Annotated in this window: 19 protein-coding genes; 16 read left to right on the top strand and 3 right to left on the bottom strand. The window is 70.2% G+C overall.

Annotated elements, in window-relative coordinates; genetic code table 11:
* The first annotated feature begins 86 nt into the window (after window positions 1-86).
* From aspS to ABEG18_RS12420, 4 genes are all read left to right on the top strand, one after another.
* On the top strand, window positions 87-1,859 hold the full coding sequence (gene aspS, locus ABEG18_RS12435) for an aspartate--tRNA ligase (protein WP_406858371.1): 1,773 nt from the start codon (window positions 87-89) through the stop codon (window positions 1,857-1,859).
* Window positions 1,860-2,083: 224 nt separating this feature from the next.
* Complete coding sequence (locus ABEG18_RS12430; protein WP_406858370.1) at window positions 2,084-2,950, top strand: glycosyltransferase family 2 protein; 867 nt, start codon at window positions 2,084-2,086, stop codon at window positions 2,948-2,950.
* 91 nt (window positions 2,951-3,041) lie between these two features.
* On the top strand, window positions 3,042-3,695 hold the full coding sequence (locus ABEG18_RS12425; RefSeq protein WP_406858369.1) for a CatB-related O-acetyltransferase: 654 nt from the start codon (window positions 3,042-3,044) through the stop codon (window positions 3,693-3,695).
* Window positions 3,696-3,809: 114 nt separating this feature from the next.
* Window positions 3,810-6,134: an NADP-dependent malic enzyme gene (locus tag ABEG18_RS12420; protein WP_406858368.1), complete on the top strand. Its 2,325-nt coding sequence runs from the start codon at window positions 3,810-3,812 to the stop codon at window positions 6,132-6,134.
* 22 nt (window positions 6,135-6,156) lie between these two features.
* Here the strand turns inward: ABEG18_RS12420 and ABEG18_RS12415 are convergent, their stop codons facing one another.
* The 3 genes from ABEG18_RS12415 to erpA all read right to left on the bottom strand — a co-directional run bounded on the left by ABEG18_RS12415 (window position 6,157) and on the right by erpA (window position 9,647).
* The gene (locus ABEG18_RS12415) at window positions 6,157-8,124 is read right to left on the bottom strand and encodes a hypothetical protein (protein ID WP_406858367.1); all 1,968 of its coding nucleotides are present in this window, start codon (window positions 8,122-8,124) and stop codon (window positions 6,157-6,159) included.
* A gap of 137 nt (window positions 8,125-8,261) precedes the next feature.
* Window positions 8,262-9,155 (bottom strand): sugar kinase, encoded by an 894-nt coding sequence (locus ABEG18_RS12410; protein ID WP_406858366.1) that lies wholly within the window; start codon window positions 9,153-9,155, stop codon window positions 8,262-8,264.
* 150 nt (window positions 9,156-9,305) lie between these two features.
* On the bottom strand, window positions 9,306-9,647 hold the full coding sequence (gene erpA / locus ABEG18_RS12405; RefSeq protein WP_406858600.1) for an iron-sulfur cluster insertion protein ErpA: 342 nt from the start codon (window positions 9,645-9,647) through the stop codon (window positions 9,306-9,308).
* A gap of 135 nt (window positions 9,648-9,782) precedes the next feature.
* Here erpA and ABEG18_RS12400 point away from each other — a divergent pair, with 135 nt between their 5' ends.
* From ABEG18_RS12400 to ABEG18_RS12345, 12 genes are all read left to right on the top strand, one after another.
* Entirely contained in the window at window positions 9,783-10,994 is a 1,212-nt protein-coding gene (locus tag ABEG18_RS12400; RefSeq protein WP_406858365.1) for a deoxyguanosinetriphosphate triphosphohydrolase, read from the top strand.
* Window positions 10,995-11,143: 149 nt separating this feature from the next.
* A complete protein-coding gene (gene argS / locus ABEG18_RS12395; RefSeq protein ID WP_406858364.1) occupies window positions 11,144-12,904 on the top strand; it encodes an arginine--tRNA ligase in 1,761 nt (586 codons plus the stop codon).
* Window positions 12,905-13,043: 139 nt separating this feature from the next.
* Window positions 13,044-14,681, top strand: a complete 1,638-nt coding sequence (locus ABEG18_RS12390) for an SPOR domain-containing protein (protein ID WP_406858363.1) — start codon at window positions 13,044-13,046, stop codon at window positions 14,679-14,681.
* 96 nt (window positions 14,682-14,777) lie between these two features.
* Complete coding sequence (nagZ, locus tag ABEG18_RS12385) at window positions 14,778-15,797, top strand: beta-N-acetylhexosaminidase (protein WP_406858362.1); 1,020 nt, start codon at window positions 14,778-14,780, stop codon at window positions 15,795-15,797.
* Between the two features lie 66 nt (window positions 15,798-15,863).
* The gene (locus tag ABEG18_RS12380) at window positions 15,864-16,685 is read left to right on the top strand and encodes a segregation and condensation protein A (RefSeq protein WP_406858361.1); all 822 of its coding nucleotides are present in this window, start codon (window positions 15,864-15,866) and stop codon (window positions 16,683-16,685) included.
* Entirely contained in the window at window positions 16,682-17,452 is a 771-nt protein-coding gene (gene scpB / locus ABEG18_RS12375; RefSeq protein WP_406858360.1) for an SMC-Scp complex subunit ScpB, read from the top strand. Before ABEG18_RS12380 ends, scpB begins: the two co-directional genes overlap by 4 nt.
* A gap of 132 nt (window positions 17,453-17,584) precedes the next feature.
* Window positions 17,585-17,833, top strand: a complete 249-nt coding sequence (locus ABEG18_RS12370) for a twin-arginine translocase TatA/TatE family subunit (protein WP_406858359.1) — start codon at window positions 17,585-17,587, stop codon at window positions 17,831-17,833.
* 180 nt (window positions 17,834-18,013) lie between these two features.
* Window positions 18,014-18,742 (top strand): Sec-independent protein translocase protein TatB, encoded by a 729-nt coding sequence (gene tatB / locus ABEG18_RS12365; protein ID WP_406858358.1) that lies wholly within the window; start codon window positions 18,014-18,016, stop codon window positions 18,740-18,742.
* Entirely contained in the window at window positions 18,739-19,527 is a 789-nt protein-coding gene (gene tatC / locus ABEG18_RS12360; RefSeq protein WP_406858357.1) for a twin-arginine translocase subunit TatC, read from the top strand. The genes tatB and tatC overlap by 4 nt, the downstream gene beginning before the upstream one ends.
* Before the next feature lie 69 nt (window positions 19,528-19,596).
* Window positions 19,597-20,970, top strand: a complete 1,374-nt coding sequence (gene serS / locus ABEG18_RS12355; RefSeq protein ID WP_406858356.1) for a serine--tRNA ligase — start codon at window positions 19,597-19,599, stop codon at window positions 20,968-20,970.
* A 3-nt stretch (window positions 20,971-20,973) separates the two neighbouring features.
* On the top strand, window positions 20,974-21,738 hold the full coding sequence (surE, locus tag ABEG18_RS12350) for a 5'/3'-nucleotidase SurE (RefSeq protein ID WP_406858355.1): 765 nt from the start codon (window positions 20,974-20,976) through the stop codon (window positions 21,736-21,738).
* Between the two features lie 15 nt (window positions 21,739-21,753).
* A complete protein-coding gene (locus ABEG18_RS12345; RefSeq protein ID WP_406858354.1) occupies window positions 21,754-22,458 on the top strand; it encodes a protein-L-isoaspartate(D-aspartate) O-methyltransferase in 705 nt (234 codons plus the stop codon).
* The last annotated feature ends 74 nt before the right edge of the window (window positions 22,459-22,532 follow it).

The raw sequence follows: 22,532 nt of genomic DNA, 5'->3' as shown, positions 1-22,532 counted from the left end.
GGGTTTTTCCGGCCCACGTTTCCGGGCCGGAGCCCGGCCATGCAGACATGTCGCCCGCCATCGCGGCGATCGTTCAGGACGGTCCCATGCACCGCTATCGCACCCAGACCTGCGGCGCGCTCCGCGAGAGCGACGTCGGCCAGGAGGTCCGCCTCTCCGGATGGTGCCACCGCATCCGCGACCATGGCGGCCTGCTGTTCATCGACCTGCGCGACCATTACGGCATGACGCAATGCGTGGTCGACCCGGATTCGCCCGCCTTCAGGGACGCCGAGAAGCTGCGGGCCGAATGGGTGGTGCGCGTCGACGGCAAGGTGCGCAAGCGCCCGGCCGGCACGGAGAACCTCGATCTGCCGACCGGCGCGGTCGAGATCTTCGTCACCGAGATCGAGGTGCTGGGGCCGGCGGCGGAGCTGCCGCTGCAGGTGTTCGGCGACCAGCCCTATCCGGAGGAGACGCGGCTGCGCTACCGCTTCCTCGACCTGCGCCGGCAGGGCCTGCACGACAACATTATGAAGCGCGGGGCGATCATCGATTCGCTGCGCCGGCGCATGAAGGGGCAGGGCTTCTTCGAGTTCCAGACGCCCATCCTGACGGCGTCGTCGCCGGAGGGCGCGCGCGACTTCCTGGTGCCGTCGCGGCTGCATCCGGGCAAGTTCTACGCGCTGCCGCAGGCGCCGCAGCAATACAAGCAGCTGATCATGATGGCGGGCTTCGACCGCTACTTCCAGATCGCGCCCTGCTTCCGCGACGAGGACCCGCGCGCCGACCGCCTGCCGGGCGAGTTCTACCAGCTCGACCTGGAGATGAGCTTCGTCACCCAGGAGGACGTGTTCGCCGCGGTGGAGCCCGTGGTGGGCGGGGTGTTCTCGGAGTTCGGGGACGGCAAGCCGGTGACGCCGAGCCCCTGGCCGCGCATCCCCTATGCGGACGCGATGCGCAAATACGGCTCCGACAAGCCCGACCTGCGCAACCCGCTCGAGATGCAGGACGTGTCCGAGCACTTCCGTGGCTCGAACTTCAAGGTCTTCGCGCGCATGCTCGAGGACCCGAAAAACCGCGTCTGGGCCATCCCGGGCCCGGGCGGCGGCAGCCGCGCCTTCTGCGACCGCATGAACAGCTGGGCGCAGGGCGAGGGCCAGCCGGGGCTGGGCTATGTGATGTGGCGCGAGGGCGCCGGCGCGGGGCCGATCGCCAACAATATCGGTTCCGAGCGCACGGCCGCGATCCAGGCGCAGCTCGGCCTCAAGGACGGCGACGCGGCGTTCTTCGTGGCCGGCGACCCGGACAAGTTCGTGAAGTTCGCCGGATCGGCCCGCAACAAGGTCGGGTTCGACCTCAACCTCGTGGACGAGAACCGCTACGAGCTGGCCTGGATCGTCGACTTTCCGATGTTCGAGTACAACGAGGACGAGAAGAAGGTCGACTTCTCGCATAACCCGTTCTCGATGCCGCAAGGCGGTCTGGAGGCGCTGCAGACGCAGGATCCGACCACCATCAAGGCGTTCCAGTACGACATCGCCTGCAACGGCTTCGAGATCGCGTCGGGCGGCATCCGCAACCACCGTCCCGAGGCGATGGTGAAGGCGTTCGAGATCGCCGGCTATGGCGAGGAGACCGTGGTGGAGCGCTTCGGCGGCATGTACCGGGCTTTCCAGTACGGCGCGCCTCCCCATGGCGGCATGGCGGCGGGCATCGACCGCATGGTGATGCTGCTGTGCGGCGCGCAGAATCTGCGCGAGGTGGCGCTGTTCCCGATGAACCAGCAGGCGCTCGACCTTCTGATGGGCGCGCCCAACGAGGCGAGCCCCAAGCAGCTGCGCGAGCTGCACATCCGGCTGAACGTCCAGGAGAAGTGAAGCTCGGTCGGGTTTCCGCCTGTGCCCCGTTCTTTCCGTCATCCCCGGCGGCGCGCAGCGCCGGGCAGGGGATCCAGGGGCGTCGGCCTACGGAGATCGACATGGGATTGCGGCGGGGGACCCTGGGATCCCTTCCCCTCCGCGGCTTCGCCGCTCCGGCCGGGGATGACGGCCGCCTTACAGCGTGACGCCGAGCGGATGCAGATGTGGGGGGGAAGGCGCCTGTGAACGCCGTCACCGCCATCGTGGTCACGTATGACAGCGCCCGCGTGCTGCCGGCCTGCCTGGGCGCGCTGAAGCGCGAGGGCGTCGGCGTCATCGTGGTGGACAACGCCAGCCGCGACGGCACGCCGGAGCTGGCCGGGCGGCTGGGCGCGCAAGTGATCCGCAACGCCCGCAACGAGGGCTTCGGGCGGGCGATGAACATCGGCGTGCGCGCCGCGGCCACGCCCTTGTGCCTGCTCACCAATCCGGATCTCGTCTATGACGAGGGCGCGGTCGCGGCCTTGCTGGAGGCGGCGTCGCGCTGGCCCGACGCCGGGCTGCTGGCGCCGCGGATCATCGAGCCGGACGGGCGGTTTTTCTACCAGGCGACGTCGCTTCTCGCGCCTTTCCTGCAGAACCCGGGCGGCAAGCTCTCCCTTCCGGAGGGCGACTGCTGCACGCCGTTCCTGTCGGGGGCGTCCCTTCTGGTCCGCCGCGACGCCTTCCTGGACATCGGCGGCTTCGACGAGCAGCTCTTCCTGTTCTACGAGGACGACGACCTCTGCCGCCGCGTCGCCGACTCGGGCCGCGCCCTGGTGCATGTCCATGGCGCCGTGGCCCGGCACGAGCGCGGCGGCTCGACGGCGGCCAGCCCCGGCCGCGTGTTTCGCGCCCGCTGGCACATGGCGTGGTCGCGCGCCTATGTGAGCCGCAAATACGGGCTGCCGGACCCCGCCAGGGCCACGCTGGCCGTGAACATGCCCAAGGCGGCGCTCAGCGCCCTTGCGCTGCGGCGCGCCCTCGTGGAGCGTTACGGCGGCTCGGCGGCGGGAGCGCTCGGCTGGCTGCGCGGCGAGACGGCGCTGAAACGCGAGGGGCTGGAGTGAATCACAGGAGCGCGTCCTTCTCGCCTTGGGAGACGACGGCTGCGGAGCGGCCGGATGAGGGGCCGGCGCCGCCGCCGCCTGGGGGGCTCCCATGCGTAAGCTGATCGCCCGCTGGTCCAACCCGCACAATCTCACCCGCGTCCATCTCGCCAAGCAGGCGGCCAAGCGCGGCTGGACGATCGGCGACTTCAGCTATGGCCGGGTGCGCGTGCGCGACTGGGGCGACGGCGCGGGCCTCTCGATCGGGCCCTTCTGCTCATTCGCCGACAACATCCAGATCTTCCTCGGCGGGAACCACCGCACCGACTGGGTGACCACCTATCCGTTCTCGGGCATGCGCGAGCTGTTCCCGGAGGCGCCCGAGGGCGCGCCCTATCACACGTCGCGCGGCGGCGTCACGATCGGGGCCGACGTCTGGGTCGGGTCGGGCGCGACGATCATGTCCGGCGTGACCATCGGGCCTGGCGCGGTGGTGGCCGCCCGGGCGGTCGTGACCCGGGACGTGCCGCCCTACGGGATCGTGGGCGGCAACCCGGCCAAGCTGATCCGCCTGCGCTTCGAGGAGCCGTTGGCGGCTGAACTCCTGCGCACGCGGTGGTGGGAGCTCGACCGGGCCGCGCTGGCGAGGTTGATCCCGGCGCTCCAGAGCGCAGACGCCGCGCAGGTCGTGGCGCTCTGCGACGAGATTCGGGCCGGGCAGGCCGCGGAAGCCTCCGGCGCGGGCAATCTTTCACCGACGGAATAGGTGTTCGGCGTCACGGGGACGTGACCGGGGCAAGGCGCCGCGCTAGGGTCGGCGTCCGAAAGCTATCCGCCGGGCGCCCGAACGAACGCCCGTCCAAGGAGGAATGTCGCGCCAATGGCCTCGAACATGTCGACCATGTCGGACGATCTGCGCTCGGGCGCGCTCGTGTATCACCGCCTCCCCAAGCCGGGGAAGCTGGAGATCCAGGCCACGAAGCCGCTCGGCAACCAGCGCGACCTGGCGCTGGCCTATTCGCCCGGCGTGGCCGCGCCCTGCGAGGCGATCGCGGCCGATCCCTCCCAGGCGGCGGAGCTGACGGCGCGCCAGAACCTCGTGGCCGTGGTGACGAACGGCACGGCGGTGCTCGGCCTCGGGGACATCGGCGCGCTCGCCTCCAAGCCCGTGATGGAGGGCAAGGCGGTCCTGTTCAAGAAGTTCGCCGGGATCGACGTGTTCGACATCGAGGTGGACGAAAAGGACGTCACCCGGCTGGTGAACGTGGTGGCGGCGCTGGAGCCGACCTTCGGGGGCATCAACCTGGAGGACATCAAGGCGCCGGAGTGCTTCGAGGTCGAGGCGCAGCTGCGCGAGCGCATGGCCATCCCGGTGTTCCATGACGACCAGCACGGCACGGCCATCATCGTGGCGGCGGCGGTGCGCAATGCGCTCGATCTCGCCGGCAAGCAACTCGCCGAGGTGAAGATCGTGACCTCCGGGGCCGGGGCGGCTGCGCTCGCCTGCCTCAACCTGCTCGTGTCCATGGGCGCGAAGCGGGAGAACATCTTCATCACCGACATCGAGGGCGTCGTCTACGAAGGGCGCGCCGCCCTGATGGACCGCTGGAAGTCGATCTTCGCGCAGAAGACCGAGGCGCGCACGCTGGCCGAGGTGATCCCGGGCGCGGACGTGTTCCTCGGCCTCTCGGCCGGCGGCGTCCTGAAGGCCGCCATGGTGGCCCAGATGGCGCCAAACCCGCTGATCCTGGCGCTCGCCAATCCCAATCCGGAGATCGATCCCGCCGAGGCGAAGTCGGTGCGCCCCGACGCCATGATCTGCACCGGGCGATCGGACTATCCCAACCAGGTCAACAACGTCCTGTGCTTCCCCTACATCTTCCGGGGGGCGCTGGACGTGCAGGCGACCACCATCAACGAGGCCATGAAGCAGGCCGCCGTGGAGGCCATCGCCCGGCTGGCGCGCGAGGCGCCGTCCGACGTGGTGGCGCGGGCCTATGGCGGCGAGGTCACGACCTTCGGGGCGGAATCGCTGATCCCGAGCCCGTTCGATCCGCGCCTCATCCTGCGCATCGCGCCGGCCGTCGCGCGCGCCGCCATGGAGAGCGGCGTCGCCAAGAAGCCCATCGAGGACTTCAAGGCGTATGACGAGAACCTGTCGCGCTTCGTGTTCCGCTCCGGCTTCGTCATGAAGCCGATCTTCACGGCCGCCAAGGAGGCGCCCAAGCGCGTCATCTACGCCGACGGCGAGGACGAGCGGGTGCTGCGCGCCGCGCAGGTGGCCATCGAGGAGGGGATCGCCACGCCCATCCTGGTGGGCCGGCCCGCCGTCATCGAGACGCGTTGCAAGCGCTACGGGCTGTCGCTGCGGCCCGGCCAGGACATCGAGGTCGTCAATCCCGAGGACGATCCGCGCTACCGGGACTACGTGGCGACCCTGGTCGAGGTGGCGGGACGGCGCGGCATCACGCCGGACGCCGCGCGCACGCTGGTGCGGACGTCGACGACCGTGATCGCCAGCGTGGCGGTGATCCGCGGCGACGCGGACGCGATGATCTGCGGGCTGGAGGGGCGCTTCCAGTCCAAGCTGCGCCTGATCCGCGACATCATCGGCATCGACGCGGGCGTGAAGGGCCTCTCGGCCATGACGCTGATGATCACCTCGAAGGGCCACTACTTCCTGGCGGACACCCATGTGCGGCCGGATCCGACCGCCGAGGAGATCGCCGAAACGGCGGTGCTGTGCGCCCAGCATGTGACGCGCTTCGGCATCGAGCCCAAGATCGCGCTGGTCTGCCATGCCGATTTCGGCGAGGCCGACACGCCGTCCGCCCGCAAGATGCGCCAAGCGCTGGACCTCATCCGCCAGCGCGCGCCGCAGCTCGAAGTGGACGGCGAGATGCAGGGCGACACGGCGCTGTCGGAGATGGTGCGCGAGCGCAAGCTGCCGCAATCCAACCTGAAGGGCGAGGCGAACATCCTGGTGTTCCCGAATCTCGACGCCGCCAACGCCGCCTACCAGTTCACCAAGATCCTGGCGGACGCGCTGCCCGTAGGCCCGATCATGATCGGGCCGGCGAGGCCCGCCCATGTGCTGACCACCTCGGTGACGGCGCGCGGCGTCGTCAACATGACGGCGCTGGCCGTCGTGGAGGCGCAGGCCCGGGCCGAGCGCAACCAGGCGGCGAAGGTCGCCGCCGAATAGGCGCGCTCCCGCCCGCCCGGGCCTATTCGGCCCTGGCTGCGAGATCGATCTGCTCGAGCAGGGCGGCGGGGTCGCCCTGCGCCATGGCGAAGTCGGCGAAGCCGAGCCCGCCCGGATCATGCGCGGTCGCCGTCACGGTGAGCCGGCCGGGCTTCAGCAGGAACTTGGCGACGGCCGAGCCCAGCGCCTTGGCGTTGGGCGAGCCGCCCAGCATGGCCGGGATGCCGATCTGGGCCGCGCCGCCCAGCTCCTTGCGCAGCTGGTCCACGCTCTTCTTCTGCCGGCGCGCCTCGCGCTCCAGGAGCTTCTCGGCGAGGCCCTTGTTCTCCAGCGTGAAGCCGACCTGCTTCACGGTCGCGCCCAGCAGCGCCACCTGGGCGGTCGCGCTGTCGCCGGCGAACACGTCGCGCGAGACGTTCCCGAGCACGCCCTTCACGGCGAGGCTGCCCATGTTGACGCCCTGAAGGGCGATCTGCCCGATGTTGAACTCGGCTGCGTTCTCGTTCCAGCGGCCGTCCAGCCCCATGGTGACGTCGAGGTCCTTGTAGCCCATGGCCAGGAGGTCGCGCAGGCCCTCCTCCTTGGTCCCCGGCGGGATCGCCATCGTCATGCGGTCCAGGCCGATCCGCAGGGCGGTCGGGACGCCCTTCACGGGCGCCTGCGCGGCGACCTCGAAGCTCTTGAACCCGACCCGGATGTTGGGGGCGGCGGGATCCGTCTCCCGGGCTTTCTTGTCCGGCACGTTCAGGTCGACGTCGCGGATCGCGAAGGTCCCAAGGTCCGGAATGAAGGCGCGCGGATCGATAGCGGAGAGGTCGGCGTCGGGATCGCCGACGGTGGCCCGCAGGGCGTCCAGCGTCGTGCGGAACGACCACCCGGTCTGCGAGATCGTCCCGATGCGGCCGTAGCCGTCGGGCGCCGCGACGTCGAGCCCTTCCAGCCGCAGGTCGTTGGGGCGGCCCATCGCCGCGCCCGCATAGCCGAGGCGGGCGACCTTCACGACCGCCTTGTCCTTGCTGGAGGCCGGGGAGGTCACGGTCAGGTTGGCGGCCTCCGCCGACTCCACAGCGATCGCGTCCAGGATGTCGGTGAGGCCGCGGACGAAGCGGGCGCGTTCCTGCGGGGGCAGCTTGGCGACGTCGCCCTTGCCGGCGAACTCGGTGAGGAAGGGCAGCCAGGGCTCCTGGGTCGGCCGGCCGCGGACATTCTTGAAGGCCAGCCGCCCGATCGTGAACTCGCCGCCCTTGGCCGACGAGCCCTTGACCGCGTCGACCGTGAAGCCGCCATAGATGAGCTTCATCTCCGCATCGCCGGGCTCGGCCTTGGCGCCGTAGATCCGGGCCACCAGCGTCGCGTCAATGTCGACGCCGGCCATGGGACCGACGGTCCCGCTGATGGAGTCGTCGTTCCGGCGGGTGTCGAACGAGCCGCCCGAGGCGGCCATGCTCTTGATCGCGCCCTTGTCGACGCCGACGAGCCGGATGTCGCGGTAGGTCACCGTGGACGACTGATCGGCCATCTTTCTGGTCGTGACGAGCTCCGGAATCGCGATCTGCTCGGCGGTGATGCGGGCGAGGCGCTGGTAGAGCGGCGTCGCCGAGGAGGCGTCGAACAGCGCCGCGACCTCGTCGCGGGTCGCGGTCGCGCCCGTCAGCTCGACGCGCTTCATCTCGTAGCTGGCGCCGCCCGTCTCGACCTTGACGTTCTCCAGCGTCACCGCATCCGCCGCGCGGGCGGGGCCGACGAAGGCGAGGCCGCCCACGGCCGTGGCCCGGCCGACCGAGACGCGCAGGCCGTCAGGCCCGCTCCAGGACAGCCCCGCGAGGATGATCCGCCCCGACCAGGGATCGACCTCGATCGCGGCCGCCTGCGCGGAGGCCGGAAGGGCGCGGGCGATGTCGGCGCGGATGACGCTTTGGGCGCCGAGATGGGCAGCGACGACGGCCAGGGACACGCCCCCGGCCAGGGTTTTCCATCGGGTCGCGCGCATCATCAAGCCTCCGGGATCGCGCCGCGGGGGGCGCGGCGACAGGACAAAGCGCGATCCTGTCCAAAGGCTCGCGCAAAAGCCAGCGGCGTCGCGTCGCGCCCTGCGTGTCGTCTGGCCTATGCGCAACCAAGCGGCGCTCAGGCGGCCTCGGCGAAGCGCCGGCGAATCGCCTCGATGTCGGCCAGCGACGGCAGGCCCGCCTCGTTGCCGAGATGCTGGATCTTGAAGGACGAGGCGGCGCGCGCGAAGGCGAAGTGCTCGGCCCAGGGCTGGTCCGGCCGGCGCAGATAGGACGCCACATAGGCGCCGTGGAACACGTCGCCGGCGCCGCTGGTGTCGATGATCGCCGCGGGCGGCACGCACAGGGTCGGCTGGCGGCGGATCTCGCCCGTCTCGTCGTACCAGAGCATGCCCTTCTCGCCCATGGTGACGCCGCCGATGCGCACGCCCTTCTGCTTCAGCAGGAGCAGGAGGTCGTGCGGCGACACGTCGAGCTGCTCGGCGAGGCGCTCGGCGCAGATTGCGACGTCGACGAAGGACAGGAGCTCATGCGTGTTGTCGCGCAGTCCGCCGCCGTCCAGCGAGGTCAGCACGCCGCGTTCGCGGCAGAGCTTGGCGTAGTGGATCGCCGCGTCGGACTGGTGGCCGTCCAGATGCAGCGCGCGGCAGCCGCCCATGTTCAGCATGGGGAAGGGGTGAAGGTAATCGTCGTCGCGGCAGCGGATGATGGCGCGCTTGCCGTTGTTGGGCAGCACGAAGGAGAGCGAGCTCTCGCGCACTTTCCTGCCATGGACCGGGATGGCGTATTTGGCCGCCATGTCGAGGAACATGCGCCCGAGCCAGTCGTCCGCCAGCGAGGTCAAGAGGTCCGGCACGACGCCGAGCTTGGCGCAGCAGAACGCGGCCGTGACGGCGTTGCCGCCGAACGAGACGGCGTAGTCGCGCGCCACGGTCTTCTCGTCGCCGGTGGGCATGTGCTCGGCGAGGAAGGTGACGTCGATATAGGTCTGGCCGATGAAAAGGGCGTCCATGTCGATCTCCTGGACGCCATCTTCAGGATTGCGGATGCGCGGGCAAGTGCGGCAGGCCCGTCGCGGCCTCCGGCCCGGGGGGAGGGGGCTGCGAAAACAGGCGCCTGTGTTCCGGGCGACCCACCCGGATCCGGCGAAAAGGCGGGAGCCTCAGATCGAGAAGCTGGTTCCGCAACCGCAGGCTGCAGTCGCCTTCGGATTTTGCACGCGGAACGATTGGCCCATGAGGTCGTCGACGAAATCCAGCGTCGAGCCCTCCAGGAAGGGGCGCGAGATCGAATCGACCAGCACCGTCACGCCGTCGCGCCGGATCGCCACGTCGTCGGGCGTGATCGCGGTGTCGAAGGAGAAATCGTACTGGAAGCCCGAACAGCCGCCGCCATTGACCGCGACGCGCAGCATGGCGCCTTCAGCCTCGGACTTCAGGATGGACTGGATCCGCCGCGCGGCGCGCTCGGTGACGGTGAGCGGTGCGGTATCCACGTCAGGCATGGTCATGTAAGCGCCTCCGGAGACGTCTGGCGGTTTGCACGCCCTGCTTTATATCGCACAAGCGTGCGCAACGGGCCGCAAGCTTTCAGGACGGGATGTAGCGATCCCGGGGTCCGTCATCAATGGGAGGCGCCGGTGCCGCAGAGCCGCTTCGATCGATGGCGGGCGCCCTATGCGGCCGACCCGGCGCTCAGCCGCGGCCGGCTCACGCCCGAGGACGCCTCGCCCACCCGCAGCGAATTTCAGCGCGACCGCGACCGGGTGATCCACGCCAACGCGTTCCGGCGCCTGAAGCACAAGACGCAGGTCTTCGTCTTCCACGAGGGCGATCACTACCGCACGCGCCTGACCCACACCATCGAGGTGGCCCAGATCGCCCGGGCGCTGGCGCGGGCGCTCGGGCTCGATGAGGATCTGGCCGAGGCGCTGGCGCTGTCGCACGATCTCGGCCACACGCCCTTCGGCCATACCGGCGAGGAGGCCCTCGACGACTGCATGGCCGACCATGGCGGCTTCGACCACAACGCCCAGGCGCTGCGGATCGTCACCCGGCTGGAGAAGCGCTACGCCGAGTTCGACGGCCTGAACCTGACCTGGGAGACGCTCGAGGGCCTCGTCAAGCACAACGGCCCGCTGACGACGCCCGAAGGGCTGCCCACCGAGCGCTACCGCAAGCGGGGCGTCCCGGGCGCCATCCTGGACTATGCGGCGCGCCAGGACCTGTGGCTCGACACCCACGCCAGCGCGGAGGCGCAGGCCGCCGCCATCGCGGACGACATCGCCTATGACGCGCACGACATCGACGACGGCCTGCGCGCCGGCCTGTTCGCGCTGGAGGACCTGCGCTCCGTCCCGTTCCTGGCGGGACTTTTGGACGACATCGCCGGGCGCTGGCCGGGGCTGGAGCGAAGCCGGGTCATCCATGAGCTCGGGCGGCGGATCATCACGCGGTTCGTCGAGGACGGCATCCGCGAAGGCGGGCGGCGCCTTGAAGCGCTGCAGCCGAAGGACGCCGACGACGTGCGGCGGGCCGGCCATGCGGTGATCGGCTTCTCCGGCGAGATGGCGGAGGCGGACCGGGCCATCAAGGGCTTCCTGTTTCCCCACATGTACCGCCATCCGAGCGTCGTCGCCGTGCGGGTCCAGGCCGACGCGGTGGTCCGCGACCTGTTCGGGCGCTTCACCCGCGATCCCGACGCCATGCCGGGGGAGTGGCGCGAGGGCCTGGCCGGCGCCGAGCCGTCGCGGATCGCCCGCAGGGTGGCCGACTACATCGCCGGCATGACGGACCGCTACGCGCTGGACGAGCACCGGCGGCTGTTCGACGTCACCCCCGATCTGCGCTGAGCGGGGCCGAATCGCCGAAGCGGTGGTCAATCCGCGCCGCGATGTGATATTGGCGCGGCGTCGCGATGCAGGGCCGTCGCGCAGGTTTCACGAGGGTTTCGCCCCGGCGCAGGGATCGGCGCCGGGCGGCCCGCACCAGCCGAGCTGACATGAACATCTTCGACGACTTCCAGCGCCGGCTCGCGGCGATCATCGCTCGGCTCGGGGAGCAGGGCGCCCTGCCGCAGGGGCTCGACACCGCCAAGGTCGTCGTCGAACCCCCGCGCGACCCCAGCCATGGCGACCTCGCGACCAACGCCGCGTTGGCGCTGGCCAAGGAGGCGAGGAGCAATCCGCGCGCGCTGGCCCAGCTGATCAGCGCCGAACTCGCCCGCGAGCCCGGCGTCGCCAGCACGGAGATCGCCGGCCCCGGCTTCATCAACATTCGCCTGGACGCCAGCGTCCACCATGAAGTGGTTCGCGTAATCTTGAGACTTGGCAAGCATTTCGGCCGGCCGGCTCATCCGAAAGGCGAGCCCGTCAACGTCGAATACGTGTCCGCCAACCCGACCGGCCCGCTGCATGTGGGCCATGGCCGCGGCGCGGTGTTCGGCGACGCGCTGGCGAACCTGCTCGACTTCGCCGGCGCGGCGGTGACGCGCGAATACTACATCAACGACGCCGGGGCGCAGGTGGACGTGCTCGCCCGGTCGGCCTACCTGCGCTACCGCGAGGCGCTGGGCGAGGAGATCGGGACCATTCCGGAGGGGCTCTATCCGGGCGACTACCTGAAGCCGGTGGGCGAGGCTCTCGCGGCCCGGCATGGCCGCGCCTTGCTGGACGCACCCGAGGCCGAGTGGCTCCCCGTCGTGCGCCAGACGGCGATCGACCTGATGATGGAGATGATCCGCGTCGACCTGGCGGCTCTCGACATCCGTCATGACGTGTTCTTCTCCGAGCGCTCGCTGGCCAGCGGCCCTGTGGACCAGATCAGGGCCACGATCGATGACATGCGGGCCCGCGACCTCGTCTATGAGGGGCGTCTGCCGCCCCCCAAGGGGGCGCCGGTCGAGGACTGGGAAGATCGCGAGCAGACCTTGTTCCGGGCCACGGCCTTCGGCGACGACGTGGATCGGCCGCTGCTGAAGTCGGACGGCTCCTACACCTACTTCGCCTCCGACATCGCCTATCACGCGTCGAAATACGCGCGCGGCTTCAAGACGATGATCGACGTCTGGGGGGCCGACCACGGCGGCTACGTCAAGCGCATGAGCGCGGCCGTGAAGGCGGTGACGGGGGGCGAAGGCGAGCTCGACGTCAAGCTGTGCCAGCTCGTGCGGCTGCTGCGCCATGGTGAGCCGGTGAAGATGTCCAAGCGCTCGGGCGAGTTCGTGACGCTGCGCGACGTGATCGACGAGGTCGGCCGCGATCCGGTGCGCTTCATGATGCTGTATCGCAAGAACGACGCCACGCTGGATTTCGACCTCGCCAAGGTGATCGAGCAGTCGAAGGAGAACCCGGTCTTCTACGTCCAGTACGCGCATGCCCGCTGTCGCTCGGTCTTCAGGCAAGCGGAGCAGGTTTTCCCGGGTGCGTCAGAAAATCGCGGGGCGCTTTTGAATGCAGATGTCTCGCTGCTTAAGGACGAGGCCGAGCTAGACGTGATTCGCCGGCTTTCTCAGTTCCCAAGGATCGTGGAAGCTTCAGCTGCGGCGCATGAACCTCACCGGATCGCATTTTTTCTTTACGAACTGGCCAGCGACTTTCACGGACTCTGGAACAGGGGCAAAGAAGCGCCGCATTTACGTTTTGTTATCGAGACTGATCGAAATTCGTCCTCTGCGAGGCTGGCGCTGGTCGACGTGGTGATGTCGGTCCTTGCAGCCGGCCTGGGCATCCTGGGGGTGACCGCGCCGGACGAAATGCGCTGAAAACGCGGGCTTGCGCACGGCATCCGTCAACGGACGGACTTGCTTTGCGCCAGAATGGACCACACCATTCGTTGCGCCCGGGTTAGCGATGGGAATCGGTGGCGCCTGCGCCATCGGGCTGTGTGACAGCGGGTGTTTCATGAATGAGTTGAACAGGCAGCGGCCCGTGATCGACCTCGACGAACTCGAGCGCCAGCTGCGCGAAGCGGCCGGCCATCGCGATTCGGCCAGGCCCTCGTCTGCTCACTACGGCCAAGGCCACGCCCCGCGCGGCGCCGGGCAGCAGAACGACGATCCGCTGGCCGAACTGGCCCGCATCGTCGGGCAGGACGATCCGTTCAGGGCGCTCTGGTCCGATCGGGACGGCGGCGCTCGCGACAGCCACCCCGCCCGGGTCGAGCCGTCGATGTCGCTGCGCCGCCCCGCCGCCGAGCCCGCCCAGGAGCAGAGGCCGTCCGCGCCCGCGCCGACCGCGCAATCCTTCGAGGACCAGCTCTCCGCCTACGAGACCGACGTCGCGCCGCACGGGGCCTTGCCCTACCAGCTGCGCCAGCCCGCCGCCCACAGCGCCCAGGAGCGTGACTGGGACGCGGCGCCGACCCAGGCCGCCGCCTACGGCCAGGCTCCGCGCCCGACGCACGCCGCCTATGACGACCGTTACGCCCAGGCCGAGGCCGAGCCGGTCTACGAGCCGGAAGGCCAGCTTCCTCCTCATGACGAGGACTTCGCGGAGCCGCCGCGCCGGCGCCGGGGCCTCATGGCCGTCGGCGCGATCATGAGCGTGGCCGTGGCCGGCGCGGTCGGCGTCTACGCCTACAAGGGCATGGGACCGGGCGCGGTGAAGTTGGCCGGCGCCCCGCCGCTGATCAAGGCCGAGGCCGGACCCTCGAAGGTGCAGCCGCAGAATCCTGGCGGCGTCGAGGTGCCCAACCAGGACCGGCAGGTCTACAACAAGTCGCAGGCGCCCGAGGACCTCAAGAGCGTCAAGGTTTCGGGCCGCGCCGAGCAGCCTCTCGACGTGGAGCAGATCACCCGTCGCGATCTGCCCATGGAGCCGCCGGCGCCCAGCGCCAGCGCGTCCACGTCGACCGGCGCCGTGGCGCCGCTCAAGGCACAGTCCGCCAACGCCGGGCTGCCGGCCCTCGGCGAGCCGCGTCGCGTCAAGACGGTCTCGGTGCGCCCGGACGGCACGATCATCGAAGGCGAGGCCGGCCCGACCCGGGTGGCGTCGCTGGCCAGCGTGCCGCCGGTCGGCGTTCCCGCACCCGCGGTGGCTTCGACCTCCACGCCGTCGGGCGCGACCCCGGCCCCGATGCCGATGCCGCGTCCGAAGCTGACCTCGCTGGCTCCGATGACGACGGGCTCGGCCCCGGCCAAGCCCGCCCGGCCGGTCGTCGAGGCCGAGACCACGACGGCGACGACCGCTCCGGCCCCCGTGGCCGCGCCTGCGCCCAAGCCCGCCCCGGCGGCCCGCCAGCAGGTCGCCTCCGCTCCGGCGACGACCGCCGCGCCGCAGGCCGAGGCCGCCTCGGGCGGCGGGTTCGCCGTGCAGCTCGCCGCGCCGCAAAGCGAGACGGAGGCGCGCGACGTCATCGCCAAGCTGCAGAAGCGCTTCTCGGGCGAGCTCGCCGGCCTCAATCCTGGCGTGCGCAAGGCCGACGTGAACGGCAAGACCATCTACCGCGTGCGCGTCAGCGGCATGTCGCGCGACGAGGCGACGGCGCTGTGCACCAAGCTTCAGGGCGCGGGCGGCCAGTGCTTCGTGGCTAAGAACTGAGCCAGGACCGATCCGGCGCATTCATAGGCGGGGACAGCCAGGCTGTCCCCGTTTTGCCGTCTTGACCCCTCCGGGGCCGGCCGATAGCGCTTGTGGATGGCGATACGAGCATTCATCGCGGGCTGTTCGGGTCCGGCGCTCACTCCCGAGGAGTTCGGCTTCTTCCGCGAAGCCAATCCGTGGGGACTGATCCTTTTCCGGCGCAACGTCGAGAGCCCCGAGCAGCTGTTCCGGCTGACGTCGGACTTCCGCGACGCCGTGGGGCGCGCCGACGCGCCTGTGCTGATCGACCAGGAAGGCGGCCGCGTCCAGCGGATGGGCCCGCCGCACTGGCGCGCCTATCCCGCCGCCCGGCGCCTGGGCGAACTGGCCGTCAACGATCCCCTCGTGCGCCGCGAGCTGACCCGGCTTTCGGCGCGGCTGATCGCGGACGATCTCCTGAAGGTCGGAGTCACGGTCGACTGCCTGCCGGTGCTCGACGTGCCCGTGCCGGGCGCGCACGGGATCATCGGCGACCGGGCCTATGCGCAGGACCCCGAAACCATCGCGGTGCTCGGGCGGGCCGCCGCCGAAGGGCTGATGGCCGGCGGCGTGCTGCCGGTCGTCAAGCACATGCCCGGACACGGGCGCGCCCGCGCCGACAGCCACGAGGCGCTCCCCACGGTGGCCGCCGCGCGCGCCGAACTGGAGGAGCGCGATTTCGCGCCATTCCAGATCCTGGCCGACATGCCGATGGCGATGACGGCCCATGTAGTGTTCGAGGCCATCGACCCGGCGAACCCTGCGACCACGTCGGAGATCGTGTTCCGCGACGTCATCCGCGGCGCGATCGGCTTCGACGGGCTGGTGATGAGCGACGACATCTCCATGAAGGCGCTCTCGGGATCGCTCGCCGAGCGGACCTTCGCGGCGCTGCGGGCGGGCTGCGACGTGGCCCTGTACTGCCACGGCGTGCTGGCCGAGATGGAGGAGGTCGCCACGGCCGCCGTCGAGCTCGCCGGGGACGCGCGTCGGCGGGCGGAGGCCGCGCTGACCCGCATCCGGCATCGGCCCGAGCCGTTCGATCCTGTGGAAGCCTGGGCGCGGCTCGACGCTGCGCTTGCCCCCCAGGTCTGACGCGCCCAAGATTCGGCTCCACCGAGGCGATTCGCCCGTCCCGCACTGGGCGGATCAGGAGGATGCGTGGCCAAGCCGCACGAACAACTCGACTTCGAAGACGCCGTGCGGGTCGACAAGGCCGACGCCGAGCCGGCGCTGATCATCGACGTCGACGGGTTCGCGGGCCCGCTCGACCTGCTGCTGGAACTGGCGCGGCGCCAGAAGGTCGATCTCCACAAGATCTCGGTGCTGGCCCTGGCCGAGCAATATCTCGGCTTCATCGAGGAGGCGCGCCGCTTCCGGCTGGAGCTGGCGGCCGACTATCTGGTGATGGCGGCCTGGCTGGCCTATTTGAAGTCGCGCCTGCTGCTGCCCGAGCCGCCCAAGGCGGACGAGCCGACGGCGGAAGAGCTGGCGGACGCCCTGGCGCGCCGGCTGCAGCGGCTCGAGCTGATCCGCGCGGCGTCCCAGAAGCTCGTCGAACGCACCAGGCTCGGCCGCGACGTCTTCGCCCGCGGCATGCCCGAACCCGTGGTGGTGACCCGGACGCCCGAGTGGGACGCCAGCCTCTACGACCTGCTCTCGGCCTATGCGCGCGAGCGGCAGAAGCAGGCGCTGTCGCATGTCAGCATGCCCAAGCGCCGGGTCTGGTCGCTGGCGGACGCCCGCGAGGCGCTGCAGCGGCTGGCCGGCGTGGCCATGGACTGGACGGTGCTGGACGAGTATCTGGCCAGCTACCTGACCACCCCGGAGCTGCGCGCCACCGTACGGGCCTCCACCTTCGTGGCCGCGCTGGAGATGGTGCGCGAGGGGCTGCTGGAGCTGCAGCAGGACCGCGCCTTCGCTCCCATCTGGGTCAAGCAGCGAACGGCGGTCAGCCGCGCCGGCGCGGGCCTGAGGCCATGAAGCGCGTCACCGTCGCCGACCAGGACATCCAGGAGACCGCGGCGGCGCTCGATCTGGCGATCGAGACGGCCTTCGACGCCGTGGAGGAGGCGCGCAGCTTCGCCGAGGCCTGCAGGATCGCCGAGGCGCTGCTGTTCGCCTCCGCCGAGCCCCTGTCCACGGAAGCCATCGCGAGCCGGCTTCCGGGGTCCGCTCCCGCTACGGCGGTGCTGCGCACGCTGGAGAAGGAATACGCCGCGCGGGGCGTCAATCTGGTGCGGCTCGCCGGAAAATGGGCGTTCAGGACGGCCGAGGACCTCGGCTACCTGCTGTCGCGCGAGGCCGTCGAGCCCCGCAAGCTCAGCCGCGCCGCGCTGGAGACGCTCTCGATCATCGCCTATCACCAGCCGGTCACCCGCACCGAGATCGAGGACATCCGCGGCGTGTCGACGAGCCGCGGCACGCTCGACGTGCTGATCGAGGCCGGCTGGGTGAGGCTGCGCGGTCGCCGTAAGGCGCCGGGCCGGCCGGTGACCTATGGGACGACGGAGGCCTTCCTCGTCCATTTCGGGCTGAACAGGATCGACGACCTCCCGGGTCTCGACGAGCTGAAGGGCTCGGGCTTCCTGGACGGGCGCCTGCCGCCGGGCTTCGGCGTCCCCACGCCGTCGGACGACCCCCATCTGCGCGAGGACGAGGATCCGCTGGGCGAGGACATCTTCGCCGAGCTCGCCGAAGAGGCGGCGAACCGCGTGGAGGAGCCGCTGCGGGACGAAGAGCGCAAGTGAGCCGCCCCGTGGCCGACCCGCGGCGCGCGCGCATGGGGTTCTTGTTTTTGCCGCACCGGGAGCCTAGGTTCCGGGCGAGACGACAATGACGGGGGCCGGCGCGCCGGCTGAACCCGAACGGGAGTTCAAGCCATGGGCGGCGTGAGTATCTGGCACTGGATCATCGTGGGCATCGTGGTGATGCTGTTGTTTGGACGCGGCAAGGTGTCCGACCTGATGGGCGACGTGGCCAAGGGCATCAAGTCCTTCAAGAAGGGCCTGGCCGACGACGAGACCGAGACCGCCACGGCCGCGACGCGGCCCGTCGAGCCCGCGCGTCCCCTGGAGGACCAGCGTCCCGCTCCCGTCCAGACCCCCGTGGGCGAGCGCAAGGTCGGCTGATCGCGGATGCGGCTCGGGAGCGCGAGGCGGCGCACCGGGGCGAGGCTGGCTGGATCTCCCAGCTTTTTTCGCCCCGCCGCCCTTCCGTCCGGATCGAAATTCCGCACGCGTTGATATAAGGAGCATATCGCCGTCCCGGCTCCGGGGCGGGATATGTCTCGGCCGGGTGACCAGCACGCCATGTTCGATATCGGGTGGGGAGAGTTCGTCGTCGTCGGCGTGGTGGCGCTCGTCGTCATTGGGCCGAAGGAGCTCCCCGGCGTGCTGCGCACCGTGGGCCGGACCGTCGGCAAGGTGAAGCGTCTCGCCGGCGAATTCCAGGGCCAGTTCCAGGACGCGATGCGGGAGATGGAGCTCGACGAGGCGCGCAAGACCGTCGAGGGCCTCAACACCGACGTCTCCACGACGCTGAACACCGGCTTCAACCCCATCCAGACGATCCGGGACGAGATCAAGGGCGCGACGGAGACGCCGGCCACGGGCGCGGCTGCGCTGCCGGAGACGACGATCGACATCCCCGAGCCTCCGCCCGTGCCGGACCTGACGCCCGAGCAGATCCAGGCGGCCTTCGCGCCCGTGTCGCCCATCGGCGGCGACGTCGAGGCGGACCAGGCCGCCGAGACGCCCACCAAGCCGAAGCGGTCGCGCAAGAAGGCGGTCGAGGCGCCCGCCGCCGACGACGCCTCCGCGACCCTGTTCCCGCTCGCGACCGCCCCGGTCGCGCCGGAGGCCGTGGCCGAATCGATCGAGGACGCGCCCAAGCCCAGGCGGGCCAGCCGCTCGCGGGCCGCCGCGGCCGAGGCCGGTCCCGCCGAAGGGGAGGGCGTCAGCGCTCCCAAGCGCCGCGCCGCCCGCAAGACGGCGGCCGCCGAGAAGCCGACGACCGAGGACGAGGGTAGCGCCGGATGAGCCACGAGGACATCGAGGCCACGAAAGCGCCGCTGATCGAGCACCTCATCGAACTCCGGGCCCGCCTGATCAAGGCGCTGGTCTCGTTCGTGATCATGTTCGTGGTGTGCTTCGCCTTCGCCAAGCAGATCTACAACGTCCTGATCTACCCCTATGTGCTGGCGGCCGGCGATGTCTCGCAGGTGCGCCTCATCTACACCGCGCCGCTCGAATATCTGTTCACGCAGATCAAGCTGGCGGTGTTCGGCGCGAGCTTCTTCTCGTTCCCGGTGGTGGCGACGCAGATCTACAAATTCGTGGCGCCCGGCCTCTACAAGAACGAGCGCGATGCGTTCCGGCCCTATCTGGTGGCGACGCCGCTGCTGTTCGGCCTGGGCGCGGCGGTGGTGTTCTTCATCGCCATGCCGATCGTCATGCGCTTCTCCATCGGCCAGCAGCAGATGATCCCCGGCGAGGCCTCGATCGAGCTGCTGCCCAAGGTCAGCGAGTATCTGTCGCTGATCATGACGCTCATCTTCGCCTTCGGGATCAGCTTCCAGCTGCCGGTCGTGCTGACGCTGCTGGCGCGCGCGGGCTTCATCGATTCCACCTTCCTGAAGGAGAAGCGGCGCTACGCGATCGTGCTCGTCTTCGTGCTGGCGGCCGTGCTGACCCCGCCGGACGTGATCAGCCAGCTGGCGCTTGCGGTCCCGACCCTGCTCCTCTACGAAGCCTCGATCATTGCGGTGAAAATGGCCGAGAAGAAGCGGGACGAGCAGGCTGCGGCCGGAAGCGCGACGTCCTGATCCTTCGCCTCGGTTCGCGGCGCACGCTTTGCGCCGCCGCGCCGCCGGGCAAGACAACGGACGGTCGGCATGTACGACATCAGGTGGATTCGCGAGAACGCCAGCGCCTTCGACGCCGGGTTGGAAAGCCGCGGCGCGGCGCCGCTCTCGTCCGTCCTGCTGGCCATCGACGACCGCCGGCGCGCCGCCATCCAGCGCGCGCAGTCGTCCCAGGAACGCCGCAACGCGCTGTCCAAGGAGATCGGGCAGGCGATGGGCGCGAAGGACCTCGCCCGCGCCGATGCGCTGAAGTCGGACGTCGCGGCGCTCAAGGACGCGCTGGCGGCCGCCGAGGCCGAGGAGAAGGCGACTGTCGCCGAGCTCGACGCGGCGCTGGCCGCGATCCCGAATACGCCGGCGCCGGACGCGCCGCTGGGCCGCGACGAGCACGACAATGTCGAGCGCCACAAGGTCGGGGCGCCGCGTACGGCCGCCACGCTGGGCTTCACGCCAAAGCAGCATTTCGAGGTGGGCGAGGGGCTCGGCCTGATGGATTTCGAGGCCGCCGCCCGTATGTCCGGCGCGCGCTTCGTCGTCAACAAAGGCGGCCTCGCCCGGCTTGAGCGCGCGCTCGGCCAGTTCATGCTGGACCTGCACACCGGCGAGCACGGCTACACGGAGGTGAACCCGCCGTTGCTGGTGCGTGACCACGCCTTTTTCGGCACCAACCAGCTGCCGAAATTCGAGGACGACCAGTTCTGGGCGGTGACCAGCGATATGGTCGAGGGACTCGACGCCGCGGCGGCCGGCGGATCGGTCAAGGATGCGCTTCGGGCCGCCTTCCGGTCCTCGCGCTACGGCCTCATCCCCACCGCCGAGGTGCCCCTCACCAATCTCGTGCGCGAGCAGATCCTGGATGAGCGCGAGCTGCCGCTGCGCTACACGGCCTGCACGCCCTGCTTCAGGGCCGAGGCGGGCGCGGCCGGGCGCGACACGCGCGGCATGATCCGCCAGCACCAGTTCACCAAGGTGGAGCTCGTCTCCATCACCACGCCCGAGACGTCCAGGGACGAGCACGAGCGCATGACGGCCTGCGCCGAGGAGGTGCTGAAGCGCCTCGACCTCGCCTACCGGGTCGTGACGCTGTGCACCGGGGACATGGGCTTCGGCGCGCAGAAGACCTACGACATCGAGGTCTGGCTGCCCGGCCAGGACGCCTACCGGGAGATCTCGTCCTGCTCGGTCTGCGGCGAGTTCCAGGCCCGGCGCATGAACGCCCGTTTCCGGCCCGCGGAGGGCAAGAACACCCGCTTCGTCCATACGCTCAACGGGTCGGGCGTGGCGGTCGGCCGCGCGCTCGTGGCCGTGCTGGAGACCTATCAGAACGCCGACGGCTCCGTCACGGTCCCGTCGGCTCTCGCGCCCTATATGGGCGGCGTGACGCGAATCGAGAAGGCGGCCTGACCCATGCGGATCCTGGTGACGAACGACGACGGCGTCCACGCCCCCGGCCTGAAGGTCTGCGAGGCGGTGGCGCGCGCGCTGTCGGACGACGTCTGGGTCGTCGCGCCGGAGACGGACCAGTCCGGCGTGGCCCATTCGCTGTCGCTGAACGACCCGCTGCGCCTGCGCCAGGTGGACGAGCGCCGCTTCGCCGTGAAAGGCACGCCGACCGACTGCGTCATCATGGGCGTGCGGCACATCCTGAAGGACCGCAAGCCCGACCTGGTGCTCTCTGGCGTCAACAAGGGCCAGAACGTCGCCGAGGACGTGACCTATTCGGGCACCGTGGCGGCCGCCATCGAGGCCACGATCCTGGGCATACCGGCGGTGGCGCTGTCGCAGGCCTATGGGCCGAACGGGCGCGATAGCATCTCGTGGGAGGTCGGCGAGCGGCAGGCGCCGGCGATCATCCGCAAGGTGCTGGAGGCCGGCATTCCCAAGGGCGTGTTGGTCAACGTGAATTTCCCCCATTGCGAGCCCGGCGTGGAGCTGGAGGTCGTCACCGGGACCCAGGGCTGGCGCTCGCAGGAGTTGCTGCGCATCGAGGAGCGGGCCGACGGACGGGCGATTCCCTACTACTGGATCGGCTTCGTGCGCGGCAAATACGAGCTGGAGAACGGCTCCGACCTGCACGCGCTGGCTCACCGGAAGATCTCGGTGACGCCGCTGCGGATCGACCTCACCGACGAGCCCACGCTGACGCGCTACGCGCAGCTCTTCGGCCGCTGAGGCGGGCGGCCCCCCATGTCCGTCGCCGAGGGCCCCATGGGGCGTGACCAGGACGGGCGTGACCAGCCGCTGGAGCTTCATGGGGCCGAGGCCCGCATCGTCTTCCTGCTCGCGCTCCGGGCGAAGGGCCTGCGCGACACGCGGGTCCTGAGCGCCTTCGAGACGGTGCCGCGCAGCCGCTTCGTGCCGCAGCGCTTCATCGACCTCGCCATGACCGACGTGTCCCTGCCGATCGCCTGCGGGCAGTCGACCCTGGCGCCCTCGGTGATGGCCGAGATGATCATCGCGCTCGACGTGCGGCCCGAGCATCGGGTGCTGGAGGTGGGGACCGGCTCAGGCTACGGCGCCGCCATCCTGGGCAAGCTCGCCGGGGAGGTGGTTTCGGTCGAGCGGTACCGGTCGCTGGCCATCGAGGCGCAGGGGCGGCTCGACGCGCTGGGCGTCGGCAATGTCGTCGTCCGGCACGCGGACGGGCGGAACGGCTGGGATGCAGGCGCTCCCTATGACCGGATCCTGATCCACGCCGCCGTGACCGAGGCGCCGCCGGCGCTCGTGGCCCAGCTGGCGCCCACCGGGCGCATCGTGGCGGTCGAGCGCTCGGCGTCCCGATCCTCGCTGGTGCGCTATTCGCGCGGGGCGACCATGGACGAACTCGCGCGGGTGGTGATCGGCCCGCTGGCGCTGCCGGCGCTGATGGAGGGCGTCGCGCAGGCTCTCTGACGCGCAATCTCCTCTTCGGATGACCTTCGCGTTGCTTGGCGCTGCGCGTCGCCCGGCGCCGTTATAGTAAATCA

The organism is Alsobacter sp. KACC 23698, from assembly GCF_045348435.1.
Classification (GTDB): domain Bacteria; phylum Pseudomonadota; class Alphaproteobacteria; order Rhizobiales; family Beijerinckiaceae; genus Alsobacter.
The sequence above is the reverse complement of the archived record's forward strand: the minus strand, read 5'-3'. Positions and strand labels throughout refer to the sequence as shown.

Coding starts and splice junctions, on each gene's coding strand:
- aspS (WP_406858371.1), top strand. CDS start 87: ATGCACCGCTATCGCACCCAGACCTGCGGCGCGCTCCGCGAGAGCGAC.
- ABEG18_RS12425 (WP_406858369.1), top strand. CDS start 3,042: ATGCGTAAGCTGATCGCCCGCTGGTCCAACCCGCACAATCTCACCCGC.
- ABEG18_RS12420 (WP_406858368.1), top strand. CDS start 3,810: ATGGCCTCGAACATGTCGACCATGTCGGACGATCTGCGCTCGGGCGCG.
- ABEG18_RS12415 (WP_406858367.1), bottom strand. CDS start 8,124: ATGCGCGCGACCCGATGGAAAACCCTGGCCGGGGGCGTGTCCCTGGCC.
- ABEG18_RS12410 (WP_406858366.1), bottom strand. CDS start 9,155: ATGGACGCCCTTTTCATCGGCCAGACCTATATCGACGTCACCTTCCTC.
- erpA (WP_406858600.1), bottom strand. CDS start 9,647: ATGCCTGACGTGGATACCGCACCGCTCACCGTCACCGAGCGCGCCGCG.
- argS (WP_406858364.1), top strand. CDS start 11,144: ATGAACATCTTCGACGACTTCCAGCGCCGGCTCGCGGCGATCATCGCT.
- ABEG18_RS12390 (WP_406858363.1), top strand. CDS start 13,044: ATGAATGAGTTGAACAGGCAGCGGCCCGTGATCGACCTCGACGAACTC.
- nagZ (WP_406858362.1), top strand. CDS start 14,778: ATGGCGATACGAGCATTCATCGCGGGCTGTTCGGGTCCGGCGCTCACT.
- scpB (WP_406858360.1), top strand. CDS start 16,682: ATGAAGCGCGTCACCGTCGCCGACCAGGACATCCAGGAGACCGCGGCG.
- ABEG18_RS12370 (WP_406858359.1), top strand. CDS start 17,585: ATGGGCGGCGTGAGTATCTGGCACTGGATCATCGTGGGCATCGTGGTG.
- tatB (WP_406858358.1), top strand. CDS start 18,014: ATGTTCGATATCGGGTGGGGAGAGTTCGTCGTCGTCGGCGTGGTGGCG.
- tatC (WP_406858357.1), top strand. CDS start 18,739: ATGAGCCACGAGGACATCGAGGCCACGAAAGCGCCGCTGATCGAGCAC.
- serS (WP_406858356.1), top strand. CDS start 19,597: ATGTACGACATCAGGTGGATTCGCGAGAACGCCAGCGCCTTCGACGCC.
- surE (WP_406858355.1), top strand. CDS start 20,974: ATGCGGATCCTGGTGACGAACGACGACGGCGTCCACGCCCCCGGCCTG.
- ABEG18_RS12345 (WP_406858354.1), top strand. CDS start 21,754: ATGTCCGTCGCCGAGGGCCCCATGGGGCGTGACCAGGACGGGCGTGAC.